Annotated in this window: 23 protein-coding genes; 9 read left to right on the top strand and 14 right to left on the bottom strand. The window is 64.9% G+C overall.

Features of this window, described 5'->3' with window-relative positions:
* Positions 1 to 16 precede the first annotated feature (16 nt).
* The 10 genes from IB268_RS10280 to rpsB form a co-directional block, all read right to left on the bottom strand.
* Positions 17 to 577, bottom strand: a complete 561-nt coding sequence (locus tag IB268_RS10280) for an OmpH family outer membrane protein (protein ID WP_054456725.1) — start codon at positions 575 to 577, stop codon at positions 17 to 19.
* Positions 578 to 686: 109 nt separating this feature from the next.
* Complete coding sequence (bamA, locus tag IB268_RS10275; protein ID WP_192354192.1) at positions 687 to 3,020, bottom strand: outer membrane protein assembly factor BamA; 2,334 nt, start codon at positions 3,018 to 3,020, stop codon at positions 687 to 689.
* Positions 3,021 to 3,073: 53 nt separating this feature from the next.
* Positions 3,074 to 4,405, bottom strand: a complete 1,332-nt coding sequence (rseP, locus tag IB268_RS10270; protein WP_054456723.1) for an RIP metalloprotease RseP — start codon at positions 4,403 to 4,405, stop codon at positions 3,074 to 3,076.
* A 56-nt stretch (positions 4,406 to 4,461) separates the two neighbouring features.
* On the bottom strand, positions 4,462 to 5,661 hold the full coding sequence (locus IB268_RS10265; protein ID WP_175162960.1) for a 1-deoxy-D-xylulose-5-phosphate reductoisomerase: 1,200 nt from the start codon (positions 5,659 to 5,661) through the stop codon (positions 4,462 to 4,464).
* Complete coding sequence (locus IB268_RS10260) at positions 5,658 to 6,515, bottom strand: phosphatidate cytidylyltransferase (RefSeq protein ID WP_125470839.1); 858 nt, start codon at positions 6,513 to 6,515, stop codon at positions 5,658 to 5,660. The genes IB268_RS10265 and IB268_RS10260 overlap by 4 nt, the downstream gene beginning before the upstream one ends.
* 53 nt (positions 6,516 to 6,568) lie before the next feature.
* The gene (gene uppS / locus IB268_RS10255) at positions 6,569 to 7,333 is read right to left on the bottom strand and encodes a polyprenyl diphosphate synthase (protein WP_054456720.1); all 765 of its coding nucleotides are present in this window, start codon (positions 7,331 to 7,333) and stop codon (positions 6,569 to 6,571) included.
* Positions 7,334 to 7,512: 179 nt separating this feature from the next.
* A complete protein-coding gene (gene frr / locus IB268_RS10250; protein ID WP_054456719.1) occupies positions 7,513 to 8,073 on the bottom strand; it encodes a ribosome recycling factor in 561 nt (186 codons plus the stop codon).
* Between the two features lie 15 nt (positions 8,074 to 8,088).
* Positions 8,089 to 8,805, bottom strand: a complete 717-nt coding sequence (gene pyrH, locus IB268_RS10245; protein ID WP_013393440.1) for a UMP kinase — start codon at positions 8,803 to 8,805, stop codon at positions 8,089 to 8,091.
* Positions 8,806 to 8,902: 97 nt separating this feature from the next.
* Positions 8,903 to 9,781, bottom strand: a complete 879-nt coding sequence (tsf, locus tag IB268_RS10240; protein ID WP_119451963.1) for a translation elongation factor Ts — start codon at positions 9,779 to 9,781, stop codon at positions 8,903 to 8,905.
* 178 nt (positions 9,782 to 9,959) lie between these two features.
* Positions 9,960 to 10,709, bottom strand: a complete 750-nt coding sequence (gene rpsB / locus IB268_RS10235) for a 30S ribosomal protein S2 (RefSeq protein WP_054456717.1) — start codon at positions 10,707 to 10,709, stop codon at positions 9,960 to 9,962.
* An 846-nt stretch (positions 10,710 to 11,555) separates the two neighbouring features.
* Here rpsB and map point away from each other — a divergent pair.
* The 5 genes from map (at position 11,556) to IB268_RS10210 (ending at position 16,940) form a co-directional block, all read left to right on the top strand.
* A complete protein-coding gene (map, locus tag IB268_RS10230; protein WP_119451964.1) occupies positions 11,556 to 12,377 on the top strand; it encodes a type I methionyl aminopeptidase in 822 nt (273 codons plus the stop codon).
* 18 nt (positions 12,378 to 12,395) lie between these two features.
* Complete coding sequence (locus IB268_RS10225; RefSeq protein WP_054456715.1) at positions 12,396 to 15,002, top strand: [protein-PII] uridylyltransferase; 2,607 nt, start codon at positions 12,396 to 12,398, stop codon at positions 15,000 to 15,002.
* A gap of 75 nt (positions 15,003 to 15,077) precedes the next feature.
* Positions 15,078 to 15,791, top strand: coding sequence for a MarC family protein (locus IB268_RS10220; protein ID WP_013393435.1), 714 nt, complete (start codon positions 15,078 to 15,080; stop codon positions 15,789 to 15,791).
* A gap of 51 nt (positions 15,792 to 15,842) precedes the next feature.
* Positions 15,843 to 16,328 carry a disulfide bond formation protein B gene (locus tag IB268_RS10215; RefSeq protein WP_054456714.1) on the top strand — a complete coding sequence of 162 codons (486 nt, stop codon included), beginning with the start codon at positions 15,843 to 15,845 and terminating at the stop codon, positions 16,326 to 16,328.
* A gap of 90 nt (positions 16,329 to 16,418) precedes the next feature.
* Positions 16,419 to 16,940: a M48 family metallopeptidase gene (locus IB268_RS10210; RefSeq protein ID WP_192354191.1), complete on the top strand. Its 522-nt coding sequence runs from the start codon at positions 16,419 to 16,421 to the stop codon at positions 16,938 to 16,940.
* A gap of 83 nt (positions 16,941 to 17,023) precedes the next feature.
* On the opposite strand, the gene purF is transcribed toward IB268_RS10210, so the two are convergent.
* From purF to folC, 4 genes are all read right to left on the bottom strand, one after another.
* Positions 17,024 to 18,544, bottom strand: a complete 1,521-nt coding sequence (gene purF / locus IB268_RS10205; RefSeq protein ID WP_054456711.1) for an amidophosphoribosyltransferase — start codon at positions 18,542 to 18,544, stop codon at positions 17,024 to 17,026.
* Positions 18,545 to 18,574: 30 nt separating this feature from the next.
* The gene (locus IB268_RS10200) at positions 18,575 to 19,063 is read right to left on the bottom strand and encodes a CvpA family protein (protein WP_054456710.1); all 489 of its coding nucleotides are present in this window, start codon (positions 19,061 to 19,063) and stop codon (positions 18,575 to 18,577) included.
* A complete protein-coding gene (locus tag IB268_RS10195) occupies positions 19,063 to 19,878 on the bottom strand; it encodes an SPOR domain-containing protein (RefSeq protein WP_054456709.1) in 816 nt (271 codons plus the stop codon). The genes IB268_RS10200 and IB268_RS10195 overlap by 1 nt, the downstream gene beginning before the upstream one ends.
* A gap of 62 nt (positions 19,879 to 19,940) precedes the next feature.
* Positions 19,941 to 21,251: a bifunctional tetrahydrofolate synthase/dihydrofolate synthase gene (gene folC, locus IB268_RS10190; RefSeq protein WP_192354190.1), complete on the bottom strand. Its 1,311-nt coding sequence runs from the start codon at positions 21,249 to 21,251 to the stop codon at positions 19,941 to 19,943.
* A gap of 164 nt (positions 21,252 to 21,415) precedes the next feature.
* On the opposite strand from folC, the gene IB268_RS10185 reads away from it, so the two are divergent.
* From IB268_RS10185 to IB268_RS10170, 4 genes are all read left to right on the top strand, one after another.
* The gene (locus IB268_RS10185) at positions 21,416 to 21,832 is read left to right on the top strand and encodes a cupin domain-containing protein (RefSeq protein ID WP_175180803.1); all 417 of its coding nucleotides are present in this window, start codon (positions 21,416 to 21,418) and stop codon (positions 21,830 to 21,832) included.
* A 67-nt stretch (positions 21,833 to 21,899) separates the two neighbouring features.
* A complete protein-coding gene (locus IB268_RS10180; protein ID WP_175164531.1) occupies positions 21,900 to 22,871 on the top strand; it encodes a tripartite tricarboxylate transporter substrate binding protein in 972 nt (323 codons plus the stop codon).
* Positions 22,868 to 24,097, top strand: a complete 1,230-nt coding sequence (locus tag IB268_RS10175; protein ID WP_192354189.1) for a CaiB/BaiF CoA-transferase family protein — start codon at positions 22,868 to 22,870, stop codon at positions 24,095 to 24,097. Before IB268_RS10180 ends, IB268_RS10175 begins: the two co-directional genes overlap by 4 nt.
* The gene (locus IB268_RS10170; protein WP_054456705.1) at positions 24,097 to 25,263 is read left to right on the top strand and encodes an acyl-CoA dehydrogenase family protein; all 1,167 of its coding nucleotides are present in this window, start codon (positions 24,097 to 24,099) and stop codon (positions 25,261 to 25,263) included. Before IB268_RS10175 ends, IB268_RS10170 begins: the two co-directional genes overlap by 1 nt.
* Positions 25,264 to 25,270: the final 7 nt, after the last annotated feature.

Here is a 25,270-nt window from a genome sequence, read left to right as displayed (position 1 = left end):
ACGTGACGGGTGCTGCTTACTTGCCCAGGCTCTGGATCACCTTGTCGGTGATGTCGATGCGCGGGTTGACGGTCACTGCGTCCTGGATGATCAGGTCGTAGTTTTCCTGCTCGGCGATGCGCTTGATGGCGTCGTTGGCCTTCGTCACGATGCCCGAGAATTCTTCGTTGCGGCGGCGGTTGAAGTCTTCCTGGAACTCGCGGCGCTTGCGCTGCAGGTCGGTATCCAGGTTGGACAGTTCACGCTGGCGCTTGACGCGATCGGACTCCGACAGGACGGGCGCGTCCTTGTCGAACTTCTCGGCTTGCGAACGCAGGCTGTTGTTCAGGCGCTGAAGCTCGTCGTCGCGCTTCTTGAATTCAGCTTCGATCTTGCTTTGCGCTGCCTTGGCCGGACCCGACTCGCGCAGGATCCGCTCGGTATTGACGAAACCGATCTTCGTGCCTTGGGCCTGCGCGGGAATCGCAGCAGCCGAACCGAGAATGAGCGCACCTACCAGGGCAATGGAGCCGCCCAGTTTGCCGCGGCGCGTGGTGCGCAGCGATTTCGAGGTTTTAAGTGCGGAATCAGACATCATGAAAATCTCACCTTCCAGTAAGGCAAAGCCAAAGTGTGTATTGTGCCACTAAACAGCAAGGGAGCCGGCCGTGCGCCCTTCTCCCTTGTTTTCAAGCGTAACGGCGCGCTTAGAAACCAGTCCCGATCTGGAACTGGAAGCTCTGCTTGTCGTCGCCCGACTTCGAATTGAGCGGACGGGCATAGGACAGCTGCAGCGGTCCCATCGGCGACTGCCACGACAGACCGATACCGGCCGAGAAGCGCCAGCCGCACGGATCCTCGACCTCGCTGCCAGGCTTGCCGCCGGTGCAGCTCTGGCCGCTGCCGGCCGAAACCTGGCCCGCGTCCGAGAAAATGAACCAGCGCAGGGTGCGGTCCTTCGACGCGCCCGGGAACGGCAGATAGAGCTGCGCGTTCGCGATGACGCGCCGCGTGCCGCCCAGGTAGTCGCCCGTCTTGGTATCGCGCGGGCCCAGCGACGAGCCCTCGTAGCCGCGTACCGTGCCAATACCGCCGGCATAGACGTTCTTGATGATCGGGTAATCCTTGCTGCCGTAGCCCTGCCCCCAGTCGACCATGCCGTTCAAGGCCAGGGTGTAGGAGCCGCCCAGCGGCACGAAATACTGCTGCTGGGCCGTCAGCATCGTGTACTGCAGATCGATGGTCGACAGGTCGGCCTTCAGGCGGGTGTACCCGCCCTTGGTCGGCGCCAGGCCGCTGTCGCGGGTGTCCTTGGTCCAGCCGGTGGTGAAGATCACCGAGTTGGTCGCGTCGCCATAGTCCTTGACGAACTTCTCGTAGGCCGCCGGCGAGTTGGTGAACAGGTCGATCTGGTTACGTTCGACGTTCGCGCCCAGCATGATCCGGTCGTATTCCGAGATCGGCACGCCGAAGTTCATGCCCAGGCCCATGGCCTTGACGCGGTAGTCGCCGTCGTTGTTGTTCCAGGGCTCGGTCACGCGATAGTAGGCGGACGTGGTGCGGCTGATGCCGTCCTTGGTCCAGTACGGATCGGTATGCGACAGCACGATGGCGCGGTTGGTCTTGCTGGTGTTCAGTTGCAGGGTCAGGTTGGTACCGCTGCCAAAGACGTTGTCTTCGCTGATACCGGCAGACAGAATGGCCTTTTCGGACGAGCCGTAACCCACGCCCAGGTTGATCATGCCGGTGGGCTTTTCCTTGACGTCGACGTTGACGTCGACCTGGTCGGGCGAACCCGGAACCGGATCGGTCTTGACGTTGACGTCGCTGAAATAGCCCAGGCGGTCGACACGGTCGCGCGAGGTCTTGATGTCCTTGGCGTCGTACCAGGCGGCTTCCTGCTGGCGCATTTCGCGGCGCACGACTTCGTCGCGCGTGCGGGTATTGCCGCCGATCTGGATGCGGCGCACGTACACGCGGCGGCTCGGATCGACGTAGAACGTCAGGTCGGCCTCATGCTTGGCGCGGTCCAGTTGCGGGTTCGGGTTGACGTTGGCAAACGCGTAGCCCAGTTCGCCCAGGTAGTCGGTGATGGCCTTGGCCGAACCGTTGGCCTTGGCGGCCGAGAACGTTTCGTCCGGCTTGATTTCCACCAGCGCGTTGATTTCCTTGTCCAGGCCCAGCAGGTTGCCGGCCAGCTTCACGCTGCGCACCTTGTAGGGCTCGCCTTCGTGCACGGTAATCGTGATCCGGATGTCCTTGCGGTCGGGCGAAATCGTGACCTGGGGCGGCTCGACCGAGAATTCGAGGTAGCCCTGGTCCAGGTAGAAGGAGCGCAGGCGCTCCAGGTCGCCCTCGAGCTTTTCGCGCGAGTACTTGTCGGTATCGGTATACCAGGTCAACCAGCCCGGCGTGGTCAGCTTGAATTCGTCGAGCAGGTCGCTCTCCGAGAAAGCCTTGTTGCCCACGAAGCGGATTTCCTGGATGCGCGCGACCGAGCCTTCGAACACGTCGAAGCTCACGCCCACGCGGTTGCGCGGCAGCGGGGTCACGGTGGAGGTCACTTCGATGCCGTACTTGCCCTTGGACAGGTACTGCTGCTTCAGTTCGTATTCGGCGCGCTCGAGCATGGAGCGGTCGAAGATGCGGCCTTCGGCGAAGCCCACTTGGGCCAGCGACGTGGTGATGGCCTTGGAGTCGAACTCGCGCATGCCGTTGAAGTTCACCGACGCGATCGTGGGGCGTTCCTGCACGACCACCACGACGACGTTGTTGTCCGTCTGGATCTGTACGTCGGTGAAGAAGCCGGTGCCGTACAAGCGGCGGATGGCTTCAGTGGCTTCTTCTTCGGTGAACTTTTCGCCCACTTTGACGGGGAGATAGCCGAAGACGGTGCCGGCGTCAGTTCTTTGAATACCCTCTACGCGGATATCCCGCACGACAAAAGGGTCGAAGGCGTGGGCGATGGCCGGAACCAGCAGTGCGGCGATCAAACCCGGCAGTACACCCTTTTTGTGATGAAACATCCGGCGAAAAGACATCCTTGAGTATCCTCGGTCGTGCAAATGGCGGGGGATTTTATGCTAAATCGCGTTCAAGTGAACAAACGCGTGAAATCATTGAACAGCGCAAGCCCCATCAGGCTTGCCAATAAACCTATGCCGGCGCGCTGTCCGATATCGATCCACCTTGCTGGCGGCGGGCTACCCCGCACAATTTCGACGAGATAGTACAGCAGATGGCCACCGTCCAGCATGGGAATAGGCAGCAAATTTAGTACGCCCAGGCTGATGCTGATCAAGGCGATATAAGCGATATACGCAACAATTCCGATTCTGGCGGTCTGGCCGGCGTAGTCCGCGATGGTCACGGGGCCGCTGACATTGCGCCAGGAAACGTCGCCCGTGATCATGCGCCCCATCATGCGCAGCGAGAACCAGGCGGTATCCCAGGTGCGCACGGCGCCCTTCCACAGGCTTTCGAACACGCCATAGCGCACGGTCACCATGGGAACGTCGCCACCCAGCTGGACGCCCAGGCGGCCAATCACCTGGCCGTTGACGGTCTCGGCGCGGGGCGTGGCGTTCAGGGAGATATTGGCGCCGTCGCGCGCCAGCGTAAGCGCCAGGGTCTTGCCGGCGCTTTCTTGAATCTGCCGCACCAGCGCGCCGGTATCCGGGGTGGGAACGCCGTTCACGGCCAGGATGAGGTCGCCCGTCCGCAGGCCGGCCGCCTGCCCTTCGCCGCCATCATTGACGACACGCACTGCGGGCTTGGGCTGAGCCAGGCGCACGCCGGCCGCGGCCAGCGGGTCGCCGCCGGCCGGATCCATGGTGTTGGACGGCAGGACCAGTTCACGCTGCTGGACGGCGCCCGCAGGGGTCTTGACCTCGATCCTGGCGCTGCCGCCAGTAGCCATGACGTCCATCAGGCGCCAGCGCGCGTCGGACCAGGAAGCGACCTCTTCGCCGTCGATGGCCAGGATGCGGTCGCCAGAGAGCAGGCCGGCGCGCGCGGCAGGCGTGTCCGCCGCGGGCTGGGCGATGACAGCCACGGGCTCCTCGGTGCCGGCCATGTTCAGGCCGGCATAGAGGAAGACCGCGAGTATCAGGTTGAAAATGGGGCCGGCGGCAACGATGGCGATACGCTGGCCGACGGGCTTGCTATTGAAGGCCCCTGCCACTTCCGCCGGGCTCGCGCCGGCGGGGGGATCGTCCTGCATCTTGACGTAGCCGCCCAGCGGCAGCGCCGAGACCGCCCATTCCGTGCCGTGGCGGTCGGTGCGCCGCAGGATGACCTTGCCGAACCCCACCGAGAAGCGCAGCACTTTCACGCCACACAGGCGGGCCACCCAATAGTGCCCCAGTTCATGGAAGATGATCAGGGTGCCAAGCGCAACCGCAAAGGCCAGCAGGGTGAAAAGCATCGGAATCGAAGAAATCTAGGAAATCAGAGGCCGGCGGACGGGCGACCGAGCCCGCATCAGGCCAGGCCCAGGTTGCCAGCGAAGACGCGCGCGTCAGAATCCAGCGCGAGCACGTCGTCAAGACTGTTGAGCGTAACAGATGCTTGCCGTGCCTGCCACTCCAGGGAAGCCTCGATTACCCGCGGAATCCAGGTATAGGGCAGCCGGCCGCTCAGGAAGGCCTCCACGGCGATCTCGTTGGCGGCATTCAATGCCACGCAGGCCCCCTGCCCGGCTCGCAGCGCCGCAAACGACAAGGCCAGGCACGGAAAACGCGCCAGATCGGGCTTCTCGAAGTCCAGACGCCCCAGCCGCGTCAGATCCAGCGGGCCGACGCCGCTGTCCAGGCGTTCGGGAAAGCCCAGGCCATAGGCAATGGGCGTGCGCATGTCGGGCTGGCCGAGCTGCGCCAGCACGGAGCCGTCGTCGTACTCGACCATGGAGTGCACCACGCTCTGGGGGTGCACCACCACCTCGATGCGATCAGCAGGCATGGCGAACAGCCAATGCGCCTCGATCACCTCGAGCCCCTTGTTGAGCATGGTGGCGGAATCGACCGAAATCTTGCGGCCCATGCTCCAGTTCGGGTGGGCGCAAGCCTGGGCCGGCGTCACGTCGTGCAGGTCTTCCAGGTCGCGCCCGCGGAACGGACCGCCGGAAGCGGTCAACAGCAGCCGGCGCACGCCGGGTGCGGGGCTATCCGGCGCGACGGCTCGTCCGCCGTGAGGCAGACATTGGAAAATGGCGTTATGTTCGCTGTCGATAGGCAGCAGTTCGGCGCCGTTGTCGCGTATGGCCTGCATGAAAAGCGAGCCGGCCGCAACCAGCGCTTCCTTGTTGGCCAGCAAGACGCGCTTGCCGCTGCGGGCAGCCGCCAGGGCGGCGGGCAGGCCCGCGGCCCCCACGATGGCCGCCATGACGGAGTCGCATTGGGGATCGGCGGCGGTATCGGCCAGCGCCTGGGCGCCGACGCGGATTTCCGGCATGGACTGGCCGCCAGCCCATGCGGCAATGAATTTCTCGCGCGCCGCAGAGTCGGGCACCACCACGACCGCGGCGCGGCTGGCCTGTGCCTGCTCCGCCAGGCGCGCCATCTGGCTGTACGCCGATAGCGCATAAACCGCCAGGCGCTCGGGGTGGCGGGCGATCACATCCAGCGTGCTTTCACCGATCGAACCGGTCGATCCCAGCACGACGACGCGTTGAAAAGCCGTCAAAACAACACTCCAGACAAAAGTAGCGCAAACGGCGCGACCGGGAGAATCGCGTCGATGCGGTCATAGACCCCGCCGTGGCCAGGCAGCAGCGTGCTGGAATCCTTGCGTCCGGCGCGCCGCTTGAGCAGCGATTCGAACAGGTCGCCCACAATCGACAGCACGCCAAGCACGGCGGCAATGGGCAGCGCCAGCCAGAAGGTCCAGCGCTCGACCAGCGCGTGGCCGTAAGTGCCTTCCCACAGGCTGGAAAGACCGATCCAGACCACCGCCCCCAGGACGCCAGCGACCGCGCCTGCGATCGTTTTGCCCGGGCTGACCCGCGGGGCCAGTTTACGCTTGCCGAAGGCTCTGCCGGCAAAATAAGCGGCGATATCGGCGACCCAGACCAGCGCCAGCAGCGACACTACGAAACCGGCTCCATGCGCCACGAACATCTGCGCCAGCACGGCCCAGGCGGCAAACGCCGCGGGCACGGAGAAAATCGACCAGCCCACACTGGCGGGAGGCGCATCGGAACGCCCGCGCACCACCGCCGTCAGGCCGCCGAACAGCCAGACCGCGGCCACCGCCGGCACTACGTAGCGCAGCACCCAGACGGGATCTGTGATTCCGGCATTCTGTCCCGCGAGCCATGCGGAGGCCAACGCCAGCATGCCCGCGAACAGCAGGACGGCAACGCCGACGGCAATGAGAGGGGAAGGCGGTTGCGGCAAGGTCAGGCGGAGCCACTCCCAATTGGCGCAGGCGGCCGCCAGAGCCAGAAGCGCAACGAACCACCAGGGGTTCGCGCTGATCATCGCGGCAGCCAGAACGGCCAACAGAACGACTGCGGTAACGATACGCTGGCCCAACATATGACGGTCTCCTCGTGTACAGCCCTGGAAAGACGCGCTAGTCGCCGTCCGTTTTATTTCGCGCCGTTTTCGCTGAGTTGCGCGCTGGTACGGCCGAAACGGCGTTCGCGCGTGCGGTACCAGTCAAAGGCGGCCGCGAGCTCGGCGGCGCCGAAATCCGGCCAGTAGCGGTCCGTGAAGTAGAACTCCGCGTAAGCCATCTGCCAGATCAGAAAATTGGAAATGCGCTGTTCGCCGCCGGTGCGGATGAACAGGTCGGGTTCTGGCGCCCAGGCCATGGACAGATGGCGCGCCAGGCGCTCCTCGTCCACCAACTGGGGCTGCGTGGCCAGTGCGGGCTCGGCGGCCAGCATGGCGCGGGTGGCCTGCAGGATGTCCCAGCGTCCGCCATAGTTGGCGGCAACCGTCAGGTGCAGGCGGTCGTTGTGGGCCGTGCGCTCCTGCGCCGCGAAGATCAGCTCTTGCAAACGGGGCTCGAAGGCCGACAGGTCGCCGATGACGTGCAGACGCACGCCCTGCTCTTCCAGCTTGCCGATCTCGCGCTCCAGCGCCTGCACGAACAGGCGCATGAGCAGCGACACTTCCTCGGCCGGGCGGCGCCAGTTCTCGGAACTGAAGGCGAACAGCGTCAGATAGCGCACGCCGGCGCGCCCGCACGCCTCGACCACGCGCCGCACCGCCTGCACGCCCTTGGCATGGCCCGCAGTGCGCGGAAGCAGCCGCCTCGTCGCCCACCGGCCATTGCCATCCATGATGATGGCGACGTGCTCGGGAATGTCGCGGGTAGCGGGAACCGCCTGGGTCGAACTGGTTGCCATTGGTCTGGGGTTGCGCGCGGTGAAACGGCGAAAACGGAACTACGTAAAGAAAAGCCTGCGCCGTCGTTCCACCGCTAAGCAGCAATGCTGCGAACCAATGGACAGGACGGCGCTCAGGCAGGATATCCTGGTCGCCAGGAGGATACGGACTAGCCTATCACCCTGACGGCATCCAGGAATTATACGGTCATGATTTCCGCTTCTTTCTGCGTAACCATCTTGTCGATTTCGGCCACGCTGCGATCGGTCAGTTTCTGGACGTCGTCCTGCGAACGGCGTTCGTCGTCCTCGGAGATTTCCTTGTCCTTGACCAGCTTCTTCAGCGCTTCGTTGGCTTCGCGGCGCAGGTTGCGCACGGCCACCTTGGCGTCCTCGCCTTCGCTGCGGACAACCTTGGTCAGGTCGCGGCGGCGCTCTTCGGTCAGCGCGGGCATCGGCACGCGGATGGTGTCGCCCATCGACATGGGGTTCAGGCCCAGGTCCGATTCGCGGATCGCCTTTTCGATCGCGGAGGCCATGCTCTTCTCGTAGGGCTGCACGCTGATGGTGCGGGCGTCCACGAGGTTCACGTTGCCAACCTGGCTGATCGGCACGGGCGAGCCGTAGTACTCGACCTGCACGTGGTCCAGGATGCCGGTATGGGCGCGGCCCGTGCGGATCTTGGCCAGGTTGGTCTTGAGCGTGTCAAGCGACTTGGCCATCCTGGCTTCGGCGGATTTGCGGATTTCTGCGACGCTCATGGAATTTCCTTTTCTTTAGACGTGTACCAAGGTGCCTTCGTCTTCGCCGCTGACGACCCGCTTGAGGGCGCCGGACTTATTGATCGAAAACACTTTGATCGGCAGCTTCTGGTCACGGCACAGCGCAAAGGCGGTGGCGTCCATGACTTCCAGCCGGCGGACGATCGCTTCGTCGAAGCTGATGCGCGAGTAACGCGTGGCGGTGGGATCCTTGTTGGGATCCGCGCTGTAGATGCCGTCGACCTTGGTGGCCTTCAGCACGATCTCCGCCCCGATCTCGGCGCCGCGCAACGCAGCGGCCGTGTCCGTGGTGAAGAAGGGGTTGCCGGTACCTGCCGCGAAGATGACGACCTTGCCCTCTTCGAGGTAGCGCAGCGCCTTCGGGCGGATGTACGGCTCGACGACCTGATCGATGTTCAAGGCCGATTGCACGCGGGTGTCGACACCCTTGTGCTTGAGCGCGTCTTGCAGCGCAAGCGCGTTCATGATGGTGGCCATCATGCCCATGTAGTCGGCGGTTGCGCGGTCCATGCCCTGCGCGCCCGGGGCGACGCCACGGAAAATATTGCCCCCGCCGATGACGATGGCCAGCTCGACGCCCGTGGCGGCGACTTCAGCGACCTCATCGGTCATGCGGACGATGGTGGAGCGGTTGATGCCGAATGCATCGTCGCCCATCAGCGCCTCGCCGGAAAGTTTGAGAAGAACCCGTTTGTATGCTCTGCTGCTCATAGGTGATATCCCGAAGAACAATCCGACGAAAGTGTAAGACAAGAAATAGGCCGGACTAGAATTTAATCTAGCGCCGGCCCTTAAGCACTACCCTGGGTCAGGCGCGGCCGGCGGCGGCAGCGGCGACCTCAGCGGCGAAATCGCTGGTCTTCTTCTCGATACCTTCGCCGACAACGAACAGCACGAATTTGCTGATCGAAGCGCCCTTTTCCTTGAGCATCTGCTCAACGCTGTGCTTGTCGCTCTTGACGAACGGCTGCGACAGCAGGGTGACTTCCTTCAGGAACTTGGCGACCGAGCCTTCGACCATCTTGGCGACGATGTCAGCCGGCTTGCCCGATTCGGCAGCCTTCTGTTCGGCGACCGAGCGTTCGGCGGCGATGTCGGCGGGGTTCACGCCGTCGGCGTTCAGGGCCTTGGGCTTGGTGGCGGCGATGTGCATCGCCAGGTCCTTGCCCACTTCTTCCGCGCCGGTGTATTCGACCAGCACGCCGATCTTGCCGCCGTGCACGTAGCTGGCCAGCGAGTTCGGGGTCTCGATGCGCTCGAAGCGGCGGATCGAGATGTTTTCGCCGATCTTGCCGATCAGGGCGGTACGGGTGCTTTCGACCGTGCCGTCGCCGTAGGGCAGCGCCGACAGGGCTTCCACGGTGGCGGGGTTCTGCGTGGCGACCAGCTCGGCCAGCTTGTTCACGAAGCCGACGAAGTCGTCGTTCTTGGCGACGAAGTCGGTTTCGCAGTTGATTTCGATGACGGCGCCCTTCTTGGCGTCGGCGGAGATGAACAGACCGATCAGGCCTTCAGCGGTGACGCGGGCGGCAGCCTTGCTGGCCTTGTTGCCCAGCTTGACGCGCAGGATTTCCTCGGCGCGGGCCAGGTCACCCTCGGCTTCCGTCAAGGCCTTCTTGCACTCCATCATGGGCGCGTCGGTCTTTTCGCGCAGTTCCTTGACCAGGGCAGCGGTAATTTCAGCCATGTTTGCTCCAATTTGCTAGAACATGCCCCGGGAAACCGGGACAGTGGTTTGATTCGATGGGACATCCGCGACTAGCGGATCAGGAAGATGGGAGCCCACCTTCGCATTGCCGGCGAGGCGGGAGCGGACCGATTTCGGCACCGCTCCCAGACGCTAACCGCCGGACATGACAACAGGCTTAGGCCTGGTTGTCCTGCACTTCGACGAACTCTTCCTGGCCTTCGCCCAGTTCTTCGACCAGACCGTTCAGGTTCTGTTCGCGGCCTTCCAGCACGGCGTCGGCGATGCCCTTGGCGTACAGCGCGATGGCCTTGGCCGAGTCGTCGTTGCCGGGGATGACGTAGTCGATGCCTTCGGGCGAGTGGTTGGTGTCAACCACGGCGACCACGGGGATACCCAGGGTCTTGGCTTCGGCGATGGCGATCTTGTGGTAGCCGACGTCGATCACGAAAATGGCGTCAGGCAGACCGTTCATGTCCTTGATGCCGCCGATCGACTTGTTCAGCTTTTCCAGTTCGCGCTGGAACAGCAGGCCTTCCTTCTTGATCATGCGCTCGGCGCCGCCTTCGGCGACCACGGCTTCCATGTCCTTCAGGCGCTTGACCGAGGTCTTGACCGTCTTGAAGTTGGTCAGCATGCCGCCGAGCCAGCGGGCGTCGACGAAGGGCATGCCGCAACGGGAGGCTTCAGCGGCGACCAGCTCGCGAGCAGCGCGCTTGGTGCCGACGAACAGGATGTTGCCGCCGCGAGCAGCCAGCTGCTTCACGAACTTGGTGGCTTCCTGGTACTTATCAACCGTCTTTTCCAGGTTGATGATGTGAATCTTGTTGCGATGGCCGAAGATGAAGGGGGCCATCTTGGGGTTCCAGTAGCGGGTCTGGTGACCAAAGTGGACACCCGCTTCCAGCATTTCGCGCATCAAAGACATAACTTTCTCCAAGGGTTGATTTCTTGCGCCGCACCTGCATCAGCCTCTGGCTGACACCCTGGGTGGTGTTGCGCGCGATTTCCCGCAAATGCGGGATGACAAAATTTTAACCGGGCCGACCGATCACTGCCGCAATAACTGCGACGCCCTGGGGCGCCTTCTACTACGCTGCCGCGATAAACCCAGACGGCCGCCACGACCAAGAGCCTTGCACCGCATGCTTGCAGGCGCTTTTCCAGACCCACCAGGAATTTCCTGGAAGTTTCCGGCGGTTTCCCGAAAGCGCACCCGGACCTGTTTTGTTGGCGGCGAAATCCAGCTCTGGAAAATCCAGCTCTTCGCGTTCAAGCGCGGGGTTGTCACACCCTGGCTTCAGTTCGACCGCGCATCAGACCATCGGGTCATTTCTTAAGAAAACGCGAACGTTTTCAAGAACTTAAGCCGACATCCATACCGAGTCCAAACCCTGAGCCTGCATCGCCGCTCTAAAACATGACCGGGCTTACAAGCACGCCGCGTCCCCAGCCTGGCGCCTGCATCGGATTTGCCGCCGCTCCGCCCGCCCGACTGGTTTCCTGCCTGCGTGCCCACCCACGGAACCAACGACCTGCCCGATTTCGCTCCACAACCTTCGCTTGCGGTGAAACTTCAGGGCGCGCCGCCGATCACTATGAAAGGACCTGCTGCCAGACTACCTGCCGGGTTTGCGTGACATCGGTTCCGCTGCCTGCACCCGCCGGGTTCGGCCTTTGCCGTAACCCGATTGCTCCCCAAAATTTTAGGGAAGCCTATAATTCTACTATTCTTTCAAGCAGACATTCAAGCGAGACATCGCCAAGCTATTCCATGGGCACTATCACCAATCAAGCCGACCTGGCCAAGATGCGCGCCGCCTGCCAGGATGCGGCCAAAGTCCTCGATTTCATTACGCCGCACGTCAAGCCTGGGGTCACCACCGGAGAGCTGGACCGCCTCTGCCTGGAGTACCTGACCGATGAGCTGGGCGTGAAATCGGCCACGGTGGGCTATGCGCCCCCGGGCTACCCTCCCTTCCCCGGCGCCATCTGTACCTCGGTCAACCACCAGGTCTGCCATGGCATCCCGGGCGACAAGGTGTTGAAAAACGGCGATTCGCTGAATATCGACGTCACCATCATCAAGGATGGCTGGTTCGGCGACACCAGCCGCATGTACGCAGTGGGCGAACAATCCATATTGTCGCGCCGCCTGACCGAGATCACCTTCGAATGCATGTGGAAGGGCATCCAGCAGGTGAAAAACGGGGCCACGTTGGGCGACATCGGCAACGCGATCCAGAAGCACGCCGAGGCCAACGGCTTTTCAGTGGTGCGCGAGTTCTGCGGCCACGGCATCGGCCAGCGCTTCCACGAAGACCCGCAGGTGCTGCACTATGGCAAGCCGGGTACGGGCGTGAAGCTGACGACGGGCATGCTGTTCACCATTGAACCGATGATCAATGCGGGCCGCCGCGAGATCCGCCAGCTGTCCGACGGCTGGACGGTCGTCACCCGCGACCACAGCCTGTCGGCCCAATGGGAGCATGCTGTCTGTGTCACCGAGACCGGCTACGAAGTGTTGACCCTGTCGCCGGGGATGCCCAAGCCGCCCGCCTTCGTCACCGAACCCCTGGTCATCCCAGCCGTCTGACACACAACCTTAGCCGCCATGACCGCCGCCATTCTCAGCGCCCTGCGCGAACGCATCCAGGAAGCCCGGCGGACCGCGGTGGCGCAATTCCGCACGCACCTGCGGCCAGACACCCTCCTGTCCGAGCTGCGCCGCATCGTCGACGCCGCGCTGCGCGACCTGATCAAGCATTGCCCCCTGCCCGCCGGCGCCACGCTGGCGGCCGTGGGCGGCTATGGCCGGGGCGAGCTTTACCCGCACTCCGACGTGGACCTGCTGATCCTGCTGCCGCACGCTCCCACGCCCGAGGACGAGTCGGCCATCGAAAAGCTGGTGGCCTCGCTGTGGGACCTGGGCCTGGAGCCGGGCCATAGCGTGCGCACCATCGAGGACTGCGAACGCGAGGCGGACGCCGATATCACGGTGGAAACGGCTTTGCTGGAATCCCGCTGGCTGGCGGGCAGCCGCACGCTGATGAAGGCCTTCGAAGCCGCGACCAAGTCGCGCCTGGACCCGCGCGCGTTCTTTCGCGCCAAGCGCGTCGAAATGCAGCAGCGCCACGCGCGCTACCAGGACACGCCCTATGCGCTGGAGCCGAACTGCAAGGAGTCGCCGGGCGGACTGCGCGACCTGCAGGTCATCCTGTGGATGGCCCGGGCAGCCGGCTTTGGCAACAGTTGGCGCTCCGTGGCGCAAGCCGGCCTGCTGACCTCGTCCGAGGCGCGCGACCTGCGCAAAGCAGAACAAGCCTTCAAGCGCCTGCGCATCGAATTGCACCTGCTGGCGAACCGGCGCGAAGACCGCGTGCTGTTCGACCTGCAGCCCGCCCTGGCCGAAGTCTATGGAATCCATGCCACCGCCACCCGCCGCGGCAGCGAGCTGCTGATGCAGCGCTACTACTGGGCGGCGCGGCTGGTGACCCAGCTGAACGGCATCCTGGTGCAGAACATCGAGGAACGGCTGTTCCCGCGTCCGGACAGCGACGCGCGCGACATCGACGACGACTTCCGCAATCTGCGCGACCGCCTGGACATCATTCGCGACGACGGTTTCGAGCGCAATCCCACCCTGCTGCTGCGGGCCTTCCTGGTGATGCAACAGCATCCGGAACTGACCGGGATGTCGGCGCGCACGCTGCGCGCCATCTGGCATTCGCGCCACCGCATCGACGCGCAATTCCGCCGCAACCCGGTCAACCGCAAGCTGTTCCTGCAGATCCTGCAGCAGCCGCGCGGCATCGTGCATGAGCTGCGGCGCATGACCATGCTGAACATCCTGCCGCGCTATCTGCCGGTATTCCGCCGCATCGTCGGCCAGATGCAGCATGACCTGTTCCACGCCTATACGGTGGATCAACACACGCTGGCGGTGGTGCGCAACCTGCGCCGCTTCACCATGCCGGAACATGCCCAGGAGTATCCGCTGGCCAGCCAGCTGATCGCCGGCCTGGACCGGCACTGGCTGCTGTATGTGGCCGCGCTGTTCCACGACATTGCCAAAGGCCGCGGCGGCGACCATTCCGAACTGGGCGCGCGCGAAGTGCGCAAGTTCGCCCAAGACCACGGCATGGAGCCCGAGGACGCCAAGCTGGTCGAATTCCTGGTCCGCCAGCACCTGCTGATGTCGGCCGTGGCGCAGAAGCGCGACCTGTCCGATCCGGCCGTGGTGCAGGACTTCGCCGCCACCGTGAAGGACGAACGCCACCTGACCGCCCTGTACCTGCTGACGGTCGCCGATATCCGCGGCACCAGCCCCAAGGTCTGGAATGCCTGGAAAGGCAAGTTGCTGGAAGACCTGTACAAGCTGACGCTGGCCGCCCTGGGCGGCGCCCACGCCGACGCCCACACCGTCCTGACCGAGCGCAAGGAAGAAGCCGCCCGCCTGACCCGCCTGGCGGGCCTGCGCGACGATGCCCGGGAAGCCTTCTGGAACCAGCTCGACGTGGCGTATTTCCTGCGCCACGACGCCTCGGACATCGCCTGGCACACGCGCCATCTTTATCATCAGGTCGCGCCAGCGCAGGCGGTGGTCAAGGCCCGCCCCACCGAACATGGCGAAGGCCTGCAGATCATGGTGTACACCCGCGATGCGCCCGACCTGTTCGTGGCGATCTGCGGCTATTTCGACGCCAAATCGCTTTCCATTCAGGATGCGCGCATCCACACCACGCGCCACGGCTGGGCGCTGGACAGCTTCATCGTGCTGTTGCCGGAAGGCGCCAGCGACCTGCGCGCCCAGGCCACCCTGGTCGAACACGAGCTGGCCGAACGCCTCAAGGACCCGCACGCCGCCGCCTTGCAACAGCCCGCGCGCGGCGGCTACTACGGCCGCGGCCGGCAGTCCCGCGTGTCACGGGTGTTCCCGGTCATGCCGCAGGCCGAACTGCAGCCCGACGAGCGCAGCACCTCCTGGCGCCTGTCGGTAACCGCGACCGACCGCCCCGGCCTGCTGCACGCGCTGGCGCGCGTCTTCGCCGGGCACGAAGTGAACCTGCTGATGGCCAAGATCATGACGCTGGGGGACCGGGTCGAGGACGTCTTCATCGTCGACGGTTCGGCGCTGACGCGCCCGCGCAGCCAGATGCAGTTCGAACGCGACGTCCTGGACGCCCTGGCGGGCGAGGAAGCCCAGCAGCGCGCCGCCTGATCACGGGTGCCTGGCATCGCCAGCGCCGCCGGGACCGCATACAATCCCGGTTTTCGGCCAGGCGATACCCTCCCCATGGAGCTAAACGATTATCTGCGCGTTTTCGGCACCAGCTTCTTTTTCGCGCTGGCCACCCTGCTGCCCTTTCTGAACCCGCCCGCGATCGCGCCGATCTTCCTGTCGCTGACCGAGGGCGCGTCATCATCCACCCGCATGGTGCTGGCCAAGCGCGTGGCCATCAATGTCTGCCTCATGTTGATCGTCGCCATGGTCGCGGGCAACGTGCTGCTTAGTTTCTTCGGCATTTCGCTGTCCATCGTGCGGGTCGGCGGCGGCATGCTCGTGATCGCCAGCGCCTGGCGGCTGGTGAATTCGCCCGACGCCGATACCGAGCGCGTGGCGCGCATGGCCGAGTCCTTCACCCCGGAGATGGCCAAGGCCCGCGCGTTCTATCCGCTGACCTTCCCCATCAGTTGCGGTCCCGGATCCATCGCCGCGGCCATCACCGTGGGGGTGTCGCTGCGCGATCAGAACCACGTGCTGAGCCTGGTGCGGCTGGGTGGATCCATTCCGGGCATCATCGTCGTATCGGTCACGCTCTACATCTGCCTGCGCTTTGCCGCGCAAATGCTGCACCGCCTGGGCGACAATGGCACCGCTGTGTTCATGCGCCTCTCGGCCTTCATCATGCTGTGCCTCGGCGTACAGATCTTCTGGGAAGGCTCGCGCGAACTGCTGCTGGGCGTGTTGCAGCAAGTGATGCAACCAATTCCGATTCCCAAGGCCTAAGCCTGGCTCGGGGCCGCTTCCGGCCCCTTTTCCAACCCTTGCAAAGCAACAATGACCTCTCGCTCAGAACGCCTGCTCCGCCTGATCGCCCTCTTCTGCTTCGGCGCCGTCGGCCTTGCCCTCGTTTCCCAGCACGTCTTCGACATGCCGCCCTGCGCCTGGTGCGTCATGCAGCGCCTGATCTACCTGGTGATCGGCGTGATCGCGCTGGTGGGCGGATTCGGCGGTGGACGCGCCCTGACGCGCCTGTGCGGCGCGCTCACCGCGCTATTGTCCCTGGGCGGTATCGCCGCGGCCTGGTATCAGTACAGCGTAGCGGCCAACATGCTGTCCTGCGACCAGACCTTCGCCGACCGCTTCATGACCGGCATCGGCCTGGAAAGCGCCGTGCCGTGGCTGTTCGGCATCTATGCCACTTGCATGGACGCCAAAGTGCCAGTGCTGGGCATCGAATATGCACTGTGGAGCCTGGCGCTCTTCGTCATCATTTTCTTCATGGCGCTGCCGGTCGTGTTCCGGCGCGGCGGATCGCAGTAACAGCCCTTCCTGACGCCGCCCGCAGCATCGCGGGCGGCGGCCAAACGCGGGGAAGCCTGGTCTCGCTCCGGCGCCGTCCCCGCCTTGATCATGTCCAATCTGAAATACCTGACCGGATACCCGGAATCCCTGCTCACCCAGGCCCAAAAGCTGCTCGACCAAGGCAAGCTGGGCGCGGCGCTGCTGGCGCGCTACCCTGCCGGCCCCCACGACGTGCGCACCGACCGGGCGCTCTACCAATACGTAACGGACCTGAAGAACAGCTACATGCGCAACGGCGACCAGATCAACAAGGTCGCCTTCGACAGCAAGATCCATGTGATCCAGCACGCGCTGGGACAACACACTTATATCTCGCGCGTGCAGGGCGGCAAGCTGAAGGCCAAGCACGAAATCCGGGTGGCCACATTGTTCAAGACCGTGCCGGCGGAATTCCTGAAGATGATCACGGTGCATGAACTGGCCCACCTGAAGGAAAAGGACCATAACAAGGCCTTCTACAACCTGTGCCTGCGCATGGAACCGCAGTACCACCAGTATGAGTTCGACTTGCGGCTGTATCTGACGCACCTGGACGCGACACGCGAAACCTTGTGGAAGGCCGCGGCCTGATATCGCAGTGCAGGCGCCCAGTACCCCGCAATAAAAAATGCCGTCCCGAAGGACGGCATTTTTCTTGCCACCAGGCAAACGCGTCAGGCGTCGCTGGCGGCGTAGCCCATGTTGAACTGCAGGCCGCTGGCCCCGCCTTCCTCGCCCGGTTCGCCACGGGACTGGCCCAGGCGAGCCAAGTATTCAGGGGTGATGTCGCCCGTGACGTACTGGCCGTCAAAGCACGAAGCCTCGAAGCGCGACAGCTTGGGGTTGATGTCCCGCACTGCCTGCTGCATGTCGTGCAGGTCCTGGTAGACCAGCGAGTCGGCGCCGATGGCGCGGGCGATTTCCTCGTCGCTGCGGCCGGTGGCGATGAGTTCGCTCTGCGTAGGCATGTCGATGCCGTAGACGTTCGGGAAACGCACCGGGGGAGCAGCCGAGGCGAAGTAGACCTTGTTGGCGCCTGCGGCGCGAGCCATGTCCACGATCTCGCGGCTGGTCGTGCCGCGCACGATGGAGTCGTCCACCAGCAGCACGTTCTTGCCCTTGAATTCCATGCCGATGGCATTGAGTTTCTGGCGCACGGACTTACGGCGCACGGCCTGGCCCGGCATGATGAAGGTGCGGCCCACGTAGCGGTTCTTGATCAGGCCTTCGCGGTAGTCCAGGTTCAGGCGGGCGGCCAACTGCATAGCTGCGGGACGCGAGGAGTCCGGAATCGGCATGACCACGTCGATATCGCCCAGGCGCATGTTGCGCGCGACCTTGTCGGCCAGGTACTCGCCCATGCGCAGACGGGCGTCATACACCGACACGCCGTCGATCAGGGAGTCCGGACGCGCGAAGTACACGTACTCGAAAATGCAGGGCACCAGTTGCGGATTGTCGGCGCACTGGCGGCTGACGAAGCGGCCGTCCAGGTCGATGAACACGGCTTCGCCGGGCTCGACGTCGCGCACGAAGGCAAAGCCGCTGCCTTCCAGCGCCACCGATTCCGACGCGACCATCCACTCCACGCCCTCTTCGGTTTCCTGGCGACCGATGCACAGCGGACGGATGCCGTTGGGATCACGGAAGGCCAGCAGGCCGTAACCAGAAATCTGCGCCACCACGGCATAGGCGCCGCGCACGCGCTTGTGCAGGGCCGATACGGCGCGGAAGATGGCGTCGTCGTCCAGCGACACGCCGCTGGCCGCCGATTGCAGCTCGTGCGCCAGCACGTTCAGCAGGACTTCGGAATCGGAGTTGGTGTTGATGTGGCGGCGGTCAACGCGGTAGAGCGATTCGCGCAGTTCGCGCCAGTTGGTCAGGTTGCCGTTGTGGGACAACATGATGCCGAACGGCGCGTTGACGTAGAACGGCTGGGCCTCTTCCTCGCTGGCGCTGGAGCCCGCGGTGGGATAGCGGACCTGCCCGACGCCCGACGTACCCGGCAGCGCGCGCATGTTGCGCGTGCGGAAGACGTCGCGCACCAGGCCGTGAGCCTTGTACATATTGAATTGGTTACCTTGCGATGTCGCGATGCCCGCGGCGTCCTGCCCGCGATGCTGCAACAGCAGCAAGCTGTCATAGAGCAGCTGGTTGACCGGCCCGCGCCCGATGACCCCTACGATTCCACACATGGTGAGATTTCCTGGTTGATTTAAAGCTAATCAATACGGCAGCCACGTCGCCAGGGACGGCGGCAGCCACGTCTTGATATGTTTGATGGCCTCGATGGCCGAATGCGAAAACATGGCGTCCTTCCACCACGGCTCCTGCGGCAGCGGCGTGTAGCCTGCGGCGGCGACCAGCGCCAGCACGATCAACAGGCCACGGGCCAGCCCGAACATCCCGCCCAGGCCGTGGTCGGCGGGACTCAGTCCGGTGCTGCGGATCAGGGCGGCAAGCGTCATGTTGACCAAGCCCACGCCGAGCAGCACGATGATGAACACCGCGGCGTACGAGACTCCCATGCGCAGCAGCGTCGTTTCAATATAGGGCTCCAACCAGGCATAGACCGTGGGCCCCCACCATATCGCCGCCACGAAGGCCAGCAGATAGGCGACCAGCGACAGCACCTCTTTGAGCAGGCCGCGCACCAGGCCCAGCACACCCGAAACCACCAGGATGGCCAGCACGACGAAGTCGAAGCCGGTCACTATTGGGCGGCGATGAAACCATTGTCATAGCCCAGGGTGCGCAACCGCGCCTGGGCCGCCTGCGCCGCCTCGCGCGAGGGGAACGGCCCCACCCGCAGACGGTACTGCTGTTTGCCATTGATGGTGGCTTGTTCCACGAATGCGTTGGTGACGCCGGCCTGGTGCAGCTTGCCGCGCCGCGACTGGGCGTCCTCGGAGGTCGTATAGGCGGCGATCTGCAACACGAAATTGCCCTTGGCGGCGGGCTTGGGCGCGGGCGCCGAAGCCGCAGGCGCCGAACGCCCTTCCAGCAAGGCCAGCGCGCGCGCGCCGTCATCCGATCGGTTATCGGGCTTGGCCGGCGTCGCGGGCTTGGGGTCCGGCTTGGGCGGCGTAGCCGGCTTGGGCTCGGGCTTGGGCGGCGTGACGGCCGCCGTCGCGGGCGGCGTCGCAGGTTGCGCGGCCGGAGGCGTCGTCGTCGCCGGCGGCTGCACGGACGTCACGGGAGGCGGCGTCGGGATGGCCGAAGGATCCGTCGGCGCAGCACTGCCCGGCGCGGGCGTCTGCGGCGCGGCGACTTGCGGTTCGGTCACTTGCGGCTGGAACGGCGTATTGCGCTCCGGCACCCTGATGGGAATGTTGTCGTCCACAGGCGTGGGCTGCGAATCGAGCACCATGGGAAGGATGATGACGGCTGCCAGCACCAGCGCGACAGCGCCTGCCAGCCTGCGCCGCGCGCGACCGCGCAGCTCCGCAGCCTGCACCTCGCTGGGCACAGCCGCCCGCTTGGAGGACGGCGCCTGGTCGGCAGGATCTTTGCGTTTGAAAAAACCCATGGAGGAGAATTCCTTGCGGCGATATGGCGGCGGGCCGCCGGACGCGACTGACCCGCTGCTGCCTATGCCTTGCGACCCAGAGCCTGCAAAACCGAGGCTACGGTGAGAAACGAGCCGAACACCACGATTCTATCATTCTCCCCTGCCCGTTCGCGCGCTGCCGCAAAGGCCTGGGCGGGATCCGGGTAAGCGGAGATACCTGGTTTTTCGCCATCCGCCGGCGCGGGCGGCAGCGCGGCGGCGACCTGCTCCGCCAGCGCGTCTCCAGAGGTGCCGCGCGGCCCCGGCAAGCCGGCGCAGTACCAGTTGTCGATGCGCGTGCCGAGCTTGGCGATGACGCCGGCCAGATCCTTGTCGTTGAGCATGCCGAACACCGCGTGGGTGTAGGGATGAAAGCCCATGTTGTCCAGGTTCTGCGCCAGCACCGCCGCGGCATGCGGATTGTGCGCCACGTCCAGGATGACCGCGGGCTGGCCCGGCAGGATCTGGAAACGGCCCGGCAGCGACGCCTGCAGCAAGCCCAGGCGCACGGCCTGTTGCGGCACCGGCAGGCGGTCGCGCACCGATTCCAGCGCAGCCAGCGCGGCCGACGCGTTCAGCAGCTGGTTGGCGCCACGCAGCGCCGGATAGGCCAGCGAGTTGCGCCGCTGTTCGCGGCCGCCATAGGCCCATTGCTGGCGGTCGCCGGAATAGTTGAAGTCGCGTCCGAACAGCCACAGGTCCGCGCCGATTTCCTGGACGTGGTCCAGCAGCGATTGCGGCGGCATGGGATCGCTGCAGATCGCCGGCCGGCCGCTGCGGTAGATGTGGGCTTTCTCGAAGCCGATCTTCTCGCGCGTATCGCCCAGCCAGTCGGTGTGGTCCAGGTCCACGCTGGTGACGACGGAGCAATCCGCATCGACGATATTGACGGCGTCCAGCCGTCCGCCCAGGCCGACTTCCAGCACCACGGCGTCCAGTTTCGACTGCGAGAACAGTCGCAGGATTGCCAGCGTGGTGAACTCGAAGTACGTCAGCGACACGTCGCCGCGCGCGGCTTCGACCGCCTGGAACTGGGCAATCAAGGCCTCGTCCGTGGCGATCTGGCCATTGATGCGGGCGCGTTCGTTGAAATTGATCAGGTGCGGGGACGTGTACAGCCCGACCTTGTAGCCGGCCGCAAGCAGGATTGCCTCCAGCATGGCACAGGTGGAACCCTTGCCGTTGGTGCCGCCGACGACGAACTTCACGCCGGACAGCTCCAGCCCCAGGTGCCCCGCCACCTCGCGCACCCGGTCCAGACCCATGTCGATGGCGGTGGCGTGGATCGATTCCAGGTACTGCAGCCAATCGGACAGGGTGGCGGAAACGTCGGGCGTGCGGGCAGAAGACATGACAAAGCCGGTAGTGAGATCAGCCTTCGATTTTAGCAGTCCGCGCCCGGTGTTTTCCCTAATCCCCCAGGGAGCGGCAAGGTATCCGCAGCGAAAAACTGCTTGCCACTATTTTTCTCATACATAAAAATAATTTCACGTATGAAAATTTAAACGGATCAACCATGACGCAAAGCAAGACTCCCGCCTGGCTGGTGCGCGAGGCCAACGTGCCCGGCTACCACCCCGCCAATCACACCGGCACCCTGAACCGGCGCCTGATCGGCCCGGACACCGTCGGCTCCCGGGGCGTGGAAGTGCTGCTGGGCGTGATCGACAAGGGCAAGGGCGCCCTGCCGCACGCCCACCCCGGCATCGAGCAGGTCTGCTATCTGCTGTCCGGCACGGCGCGCGCGCAGGTGCAGGACGAATGGGCCGACATGGGACCCGGCGACTGCTGCTATTTCCCCCCGGACATTCCGCACGTCTTCACCGTCACCAGCGACGAGCCCGCCCGCCTGCTGGTGATCTATACGCCCCCTTATGAAGAATCCCCAGACCGCGTGATACGCGGCTTTCCGGCGCCATCCCCAGCCGCTTGACGCGGCGCAGCCCCGGGCAGCGGACGCAGAAACCGCGCCTGGACCCGAAGCACACAGGAGACAAACCATGAGACCCCTAAGCCTGCTGGGCGCCGCCCTCATCGGCGGCGCAGCGCTATTCGCCGGCCCCGCCGCCCACGCCGCCGACTATCCCGCGAAACCCATCACCCTGATCGTCCCCTTTCCCGCCGGATCCGGCACCGACGCCGTGGGCCGCATCTTCGGCGCCGAGCTGGGCAACATCCTCGGCCAACAGGTCGTGGTGGAGAACAAGCCCGGAGCCAACGCCACCATCGCCGCCAACTACGTGGCGCGCGCCAAGCCTGACGGCTACACGCTCTTCGTCACCACCAACACCTCGCATTCGGCCGCGCCCTGGCTGATGAAGAACGTGCCCTACGATCCGGTCAAGGACTTCACCCCCATCGCCCGCGGCGGCAACCTGCCCTTCATCCTGGTCGTGAACCCGAAACGCCCGTGGAAGACCGTGGGCGAACTGGTGGCCGACGCGCGCCAGCGTCCCGGCCGCATCACCTACGCCAGCGGCAACAGCACGGGCATCGTCGCCGGCGCCACGCTGGCCAACCGCGCCAAGATCGACATCCTGCACGTACCTTATAAAGGCACGCCGCAAGGGCTGACCGATGTGGTCGGCGGGCAGGTCGATTTCATGTTCACCGACCTGGCTTCCGGCCTGCCCTTCGTGCAATCGGGCCAGCTGCGCGCGCTGGCCGTGTCGACCGCCGAACGCAGCGCCATCGTCCCGGACCTGCCGTCCATGGCCGAATCCGGCGTGCAGGACTTCGACCTGAACTCCTGGAACGGCTACTTCGGCCCGGCGGGCATGCCCCCGGAGATCGTGGCCAAGCTGAATGCCGCGATCAATCAGGTGGTCGCCAAGCCTGACGTGCAAAAGCGCTTGGCCGGCCTGGGTTTCGACGCCTTTTCCAGCACGCCCGAGGCCTTTTCCCAGTTCGTCGGCTCGCAGCTGGACCTGTGGGGCAAACTGATCCGCGACGCGGGAATCGAGCAGCAATGAGCGACCGGCCGCAATCCGAAATTCCCGGCGGCCCGCTGGCGGGCGTACGCATCCTGGACCTGAGCACCGTCGTGATGGGGCCCTATGCCACCCAGGTCCTGGCCGACCTGGGTGCGGACGTCATCAAGGTCGAGCCGCCGGCAGGCGACAACATGCGGGCCGTCGGCCCCATGCGCAACCCCGGCATGGGCCATATCTATCTGCACCTGAACCGCAACAAGCGATCGGTGGTGCTGGACCTGAAGACGCCGGAGGGGCTTGAGGCCTGCCTGAAACTGGCCGAAAGCTGCGACGCCCTGCTCTACAACATCCGCCCGCAGGCGATGGCCCGGCTGGGCTTGTCCTACGAAACGGTCGCGGCGCGCAATCCGCGCATCGTCTACCTGGGCGCCTACGGCTATGGCGAGGCCGGCCCGTACGCCGGACGTCCCGCCTATGACGACCTGATCCAGGGCCAGACCGGCATCGCCGCCCTCTCCGCCCAGCAGAGCGGAGATGTGCCGCGCTACGCGCCGCTGACCCTGGCCGACCGCGCGGTCGGACTGCACGTCGGCATCGCGCTCGTCTCCGCGGTGCTGCACGCCCGCAGCACGGGACAAGGCCAGCAGGTGGAAATCCCCATGTTCGAGGGCATGGCCCACCTCGTGCTGGGGGACCATCTCGGCGGCGCCACCTTCGATCCCCCGCTCGGCCCCACGGGTTACGCGCGCCTGTTGGCGCCGCATCGCCGCCCTTACGCCACGGCCGACGGCTATATCAGCCTGCTGATCTATAACGACAAACACTGGCGCAACTTCTTCGACCTGATCGGCCGCCCGGAATTGTCGCGGGATCCGCGCTTCAGCACCCACGGCGCGCGCGCCGCCCATATCGGCGAGGTCTACGCCTTTGTCGCCGACGTCATCGCCACCCGGGGCAGCCAGGACTGGCTGGAAGGCTTGGCGCGGGCGGACATTCCCGCCTCGCCGCTCTATTCCGTGGACGATCTGCTGCAGGACGAGCACCTGGCCGCGACCGGCTTCATCCGGCCCATGGACCACCCCAGCGAAGGCCGGATCCGCACGACCGCGCCGTTGGGCAGATACGAAAACACCCCCACCTCGATACGCCGCCCCGCCCCCAGGCTGGGCCAGCACAGCCGCGAGGTGCTGGCCGAAGCCGGCTATGACCCTGCCCGGATCGACGCCATGACGGCCCGCGGCATCACCCTGGATGGAAACGACTGATGGACTTTGAATTCACCCCCGACCAGTTGGCCCTGCGGGACGCCGTGTCCCGCATCTGCGAACGCTATCCGGACGAATATTGGCTGGAACGCGACCGCGAAGGCGGCTTTCCGGAACCCCTGCATGCCGATCTGGCGCGCGACGGCTGGCTGGGCATCGCCATGCCGCAGGAATATGGCGGCGCGGGTCTGGGCATGACCGAAGCGGCGCTGATGATGCAGACCATCGCGGCTTCCGGCGCGGGCTTCACCGGCGCCTCGGCGGTCCACATGAATATCTTCGGCCTGAACCCGGTAGTGGTCTTCGGCAGCGACGAGCAGCGCCAGCGCTGGCTTGCACCCCTGATCGCGGGCCGCGAAAAGGCCTGCTTCGCCGTCACCGAACCCGACGCCGGACTGGACACCACCAAGCTCAGCACCCGCGCGGTGCGCCAGGGCGACGAGTACGTGGTGCATGGCCGCAAGATCTGGATCTCGACCGCCCAGGTCGCCCACAAGATGCTGCTGCTGGCCCGCACCACCCCGCTGTCAGACGTCGAAAAGCCCACGCAGGGCCTGTCGCTCTTCTATACAGACCTGGACCGCAGCAAGATAGAAGTGCGCGAAATCGAGAAAATGGGCCGCAAGGCGGTGGACTCGAACATGCTGTTCATCGACGGCCTGCGCATCCCCGTGGCCGACCGCATCGGCGAGGAAGGCCGGGGGTTCGAGTACATCCTGCACGGCCTGAACCCCGAGCGCATCCTGATCGCGGCCGAGGCGGTGGGCATCGGCCGAGCCGCCCTGGACCGGGCGGTGAAATACGCTGGAGAACGCACCGTATTCGGACGTCCCATCGGCCAGAACCAAGGCATCCAGCACCCCCTGGCCCAGGCCTGGATGCAGCTCGAAGCCGCCGACCTTATGGTATTCAAGGCCGCCAGCCTGTATGACGCGGGCAAGCCCTGCGGCCCCTACGCCAACTCGGCCAAATACCTGGCGGCCGAGGCCGGCTATAACGCCTGCCAGACCGCGGTCATGACCCTGGGCGGCATGGGGTACGCCAAGGAATACCATGTGGAGCGCCTGCTGCGCGAAAGCTTCATTCCGCGCATCGCTCCGGTCAGTCCGCAGCTGATCATGTGCTTCATCGCGGAGAAAGTGCTGGGACTGCCCAAGTCCTACTGAGCGACGG

The sequence above is a fragment of the Achromobacter sp. ACM01 genome (genome assembly GCF_014851745.1).
Taxonomy (GTDB): Bacteria; Pseudomonadota; Gammaproteobacteria; order Burkholderiales; family Burkholderiaceae_B; genus Achromobacter; species Achromobacter aegrifaciens.
The sequence above is the reverse complement of the archived record's forward strand: the minus strand, read 5'-3'. Positions and strand labels throughout refer to the sequence as shown.

Coding starts and splice junctions, on each gene's coding strand:
- IB268_RS10280 (WP_054456725.1), bottom strand. CDS start 577: ATGATGTCTGATTCCGCACTTAAAACCTCGAAATCGCTGCGCACCACG.
- bamA (WP_192354192.1), bottom strand. CDS start 3,020: ATGTCTTTTCGCCGGATGTTTCATCACAAAAAGGGTGTACTGCCGGGT.
- rseP (WP_054456723.1), bottom strand. CDS start 4,405: ATGCTTTTCACCCTGCTGGCCTTTGCGGTTGCGCTTGGCACCCTGATC.
- IB268_RS10260 (WP_125470839.1), bottom strand. CDS start 6,515: ATGTTGGGCCAGCGTATCGTTACCGCAGTCGTTCTGTTGGCCGTTCTG.
- uppS (WP_054456720.1), bottom strand. CDS start 7,333: ATGGCAACCAGTTCGACCCAGGCGGTTCCCGCTACCCGCGACATTCCC.
- frr (WP_054456719.1), bottom strand. CDS start 8,073: ATGAGCGTCGCAGAAATCCGCAAATCCGCCGAAGCCAGGATGGCCAAG.
- pyrH (WP_013393440.1), bottom strand. CDS start 8,805: ATGAGCAGCAGAGCATACAAACGGGTTCTTCTCAAACTTTCCGGCGAG.
- tsf (WP_119451963.1), bottom strand. CDS start 9,781: ATGGCTGAAATTACCGCTGCCCTGGTCAAGGAACTGCGCGAAAAGACC.
- rpsB (WP_054456717.1), bottom strand. CDS start 10,709: ATGTCTTTGATGCGCGAAATGCTGGAAGCGGGTGTCCACTTTGGTCAC.
- map (WP_119451964.1), top strand. CDS start 11,556: ATGGGCACTATCACCAATCAAGCCGACCTGGCCAAGATGCGCGCCGCC.
- IB268_RS10225 (WP_054456715.1), top strand. CDS start 12,396: ATGACCGCCGCCATTCTCAGCGCCCTGCGCGAACGCATCCAGGAAGCC.
- IB268_RS10220 (WP_013393435.1), top strand. CDS start 15,078: ATGGAGCTAAACGATTATCTGCGCGTTTTCGGCACCAGCTTCTTTTTC.
- IB268_RS10215 (WP_054456714.1), top strand. CDS start 15,843: ATGACCTCTCGCTCAGAACGCCTGCTCCGCCTGATCGCCCTCTTCTGC.
- IB268_RS10210 (WP_192354191.1), top strand. CDS start 16,419: ATGTCCAATCTGAAATACCTGACCGGATACCCGGAATCCCTGCTCACC.
- purF (WP_054456711.1), bottom strand. CDS start 18,544: ATGTGTGGAATCGTAGGGGTCATCGGGCGCGGGCCGGTCAACCAGCTG.
- IB268_RS10195 (WP_054456709.1), bottom strand. CDS start 19,878: ATGGGTTTTTTCAAACGCAAAGATCCTGCCGACCAGGCGCCGTCCTCC.
- folC (WP_192354190.1), bottom strand. CDS start 21,251: ATGTCTTCTGCCCGCACGCCCGACGTTTCCGCCACCCTGTCCGATTGG.
- IB268_RS10185 (WP_175180803.1), top strand. CDS start 21,416: ATGACGCAAAGCAAGACTCCCGCCTGGCTGGTGCGCGAGGCCAACGTG.
- IB268_RS10180 (WP_175164531.1), top strand. CDS start 21,900: ATGAGACCCCTAAGCCTGCTGGGCGCCGCCCTCATCGGCGGCGCAGCG.
- IB268_RS10175 (WP_192354189.1), top strand. CDS start 22,868: ATGAGCGACCGGCCGCAATCCGAAATTCCCGGCGGCCCGCTGGCGGGC.
- IB268_RS10170 (WP_054456705.1), top strand. CDS start 24,097: ATGGACTTTGAATTCACCCCCGACCAGTTGGCCCTGCGGGACGCCGTG.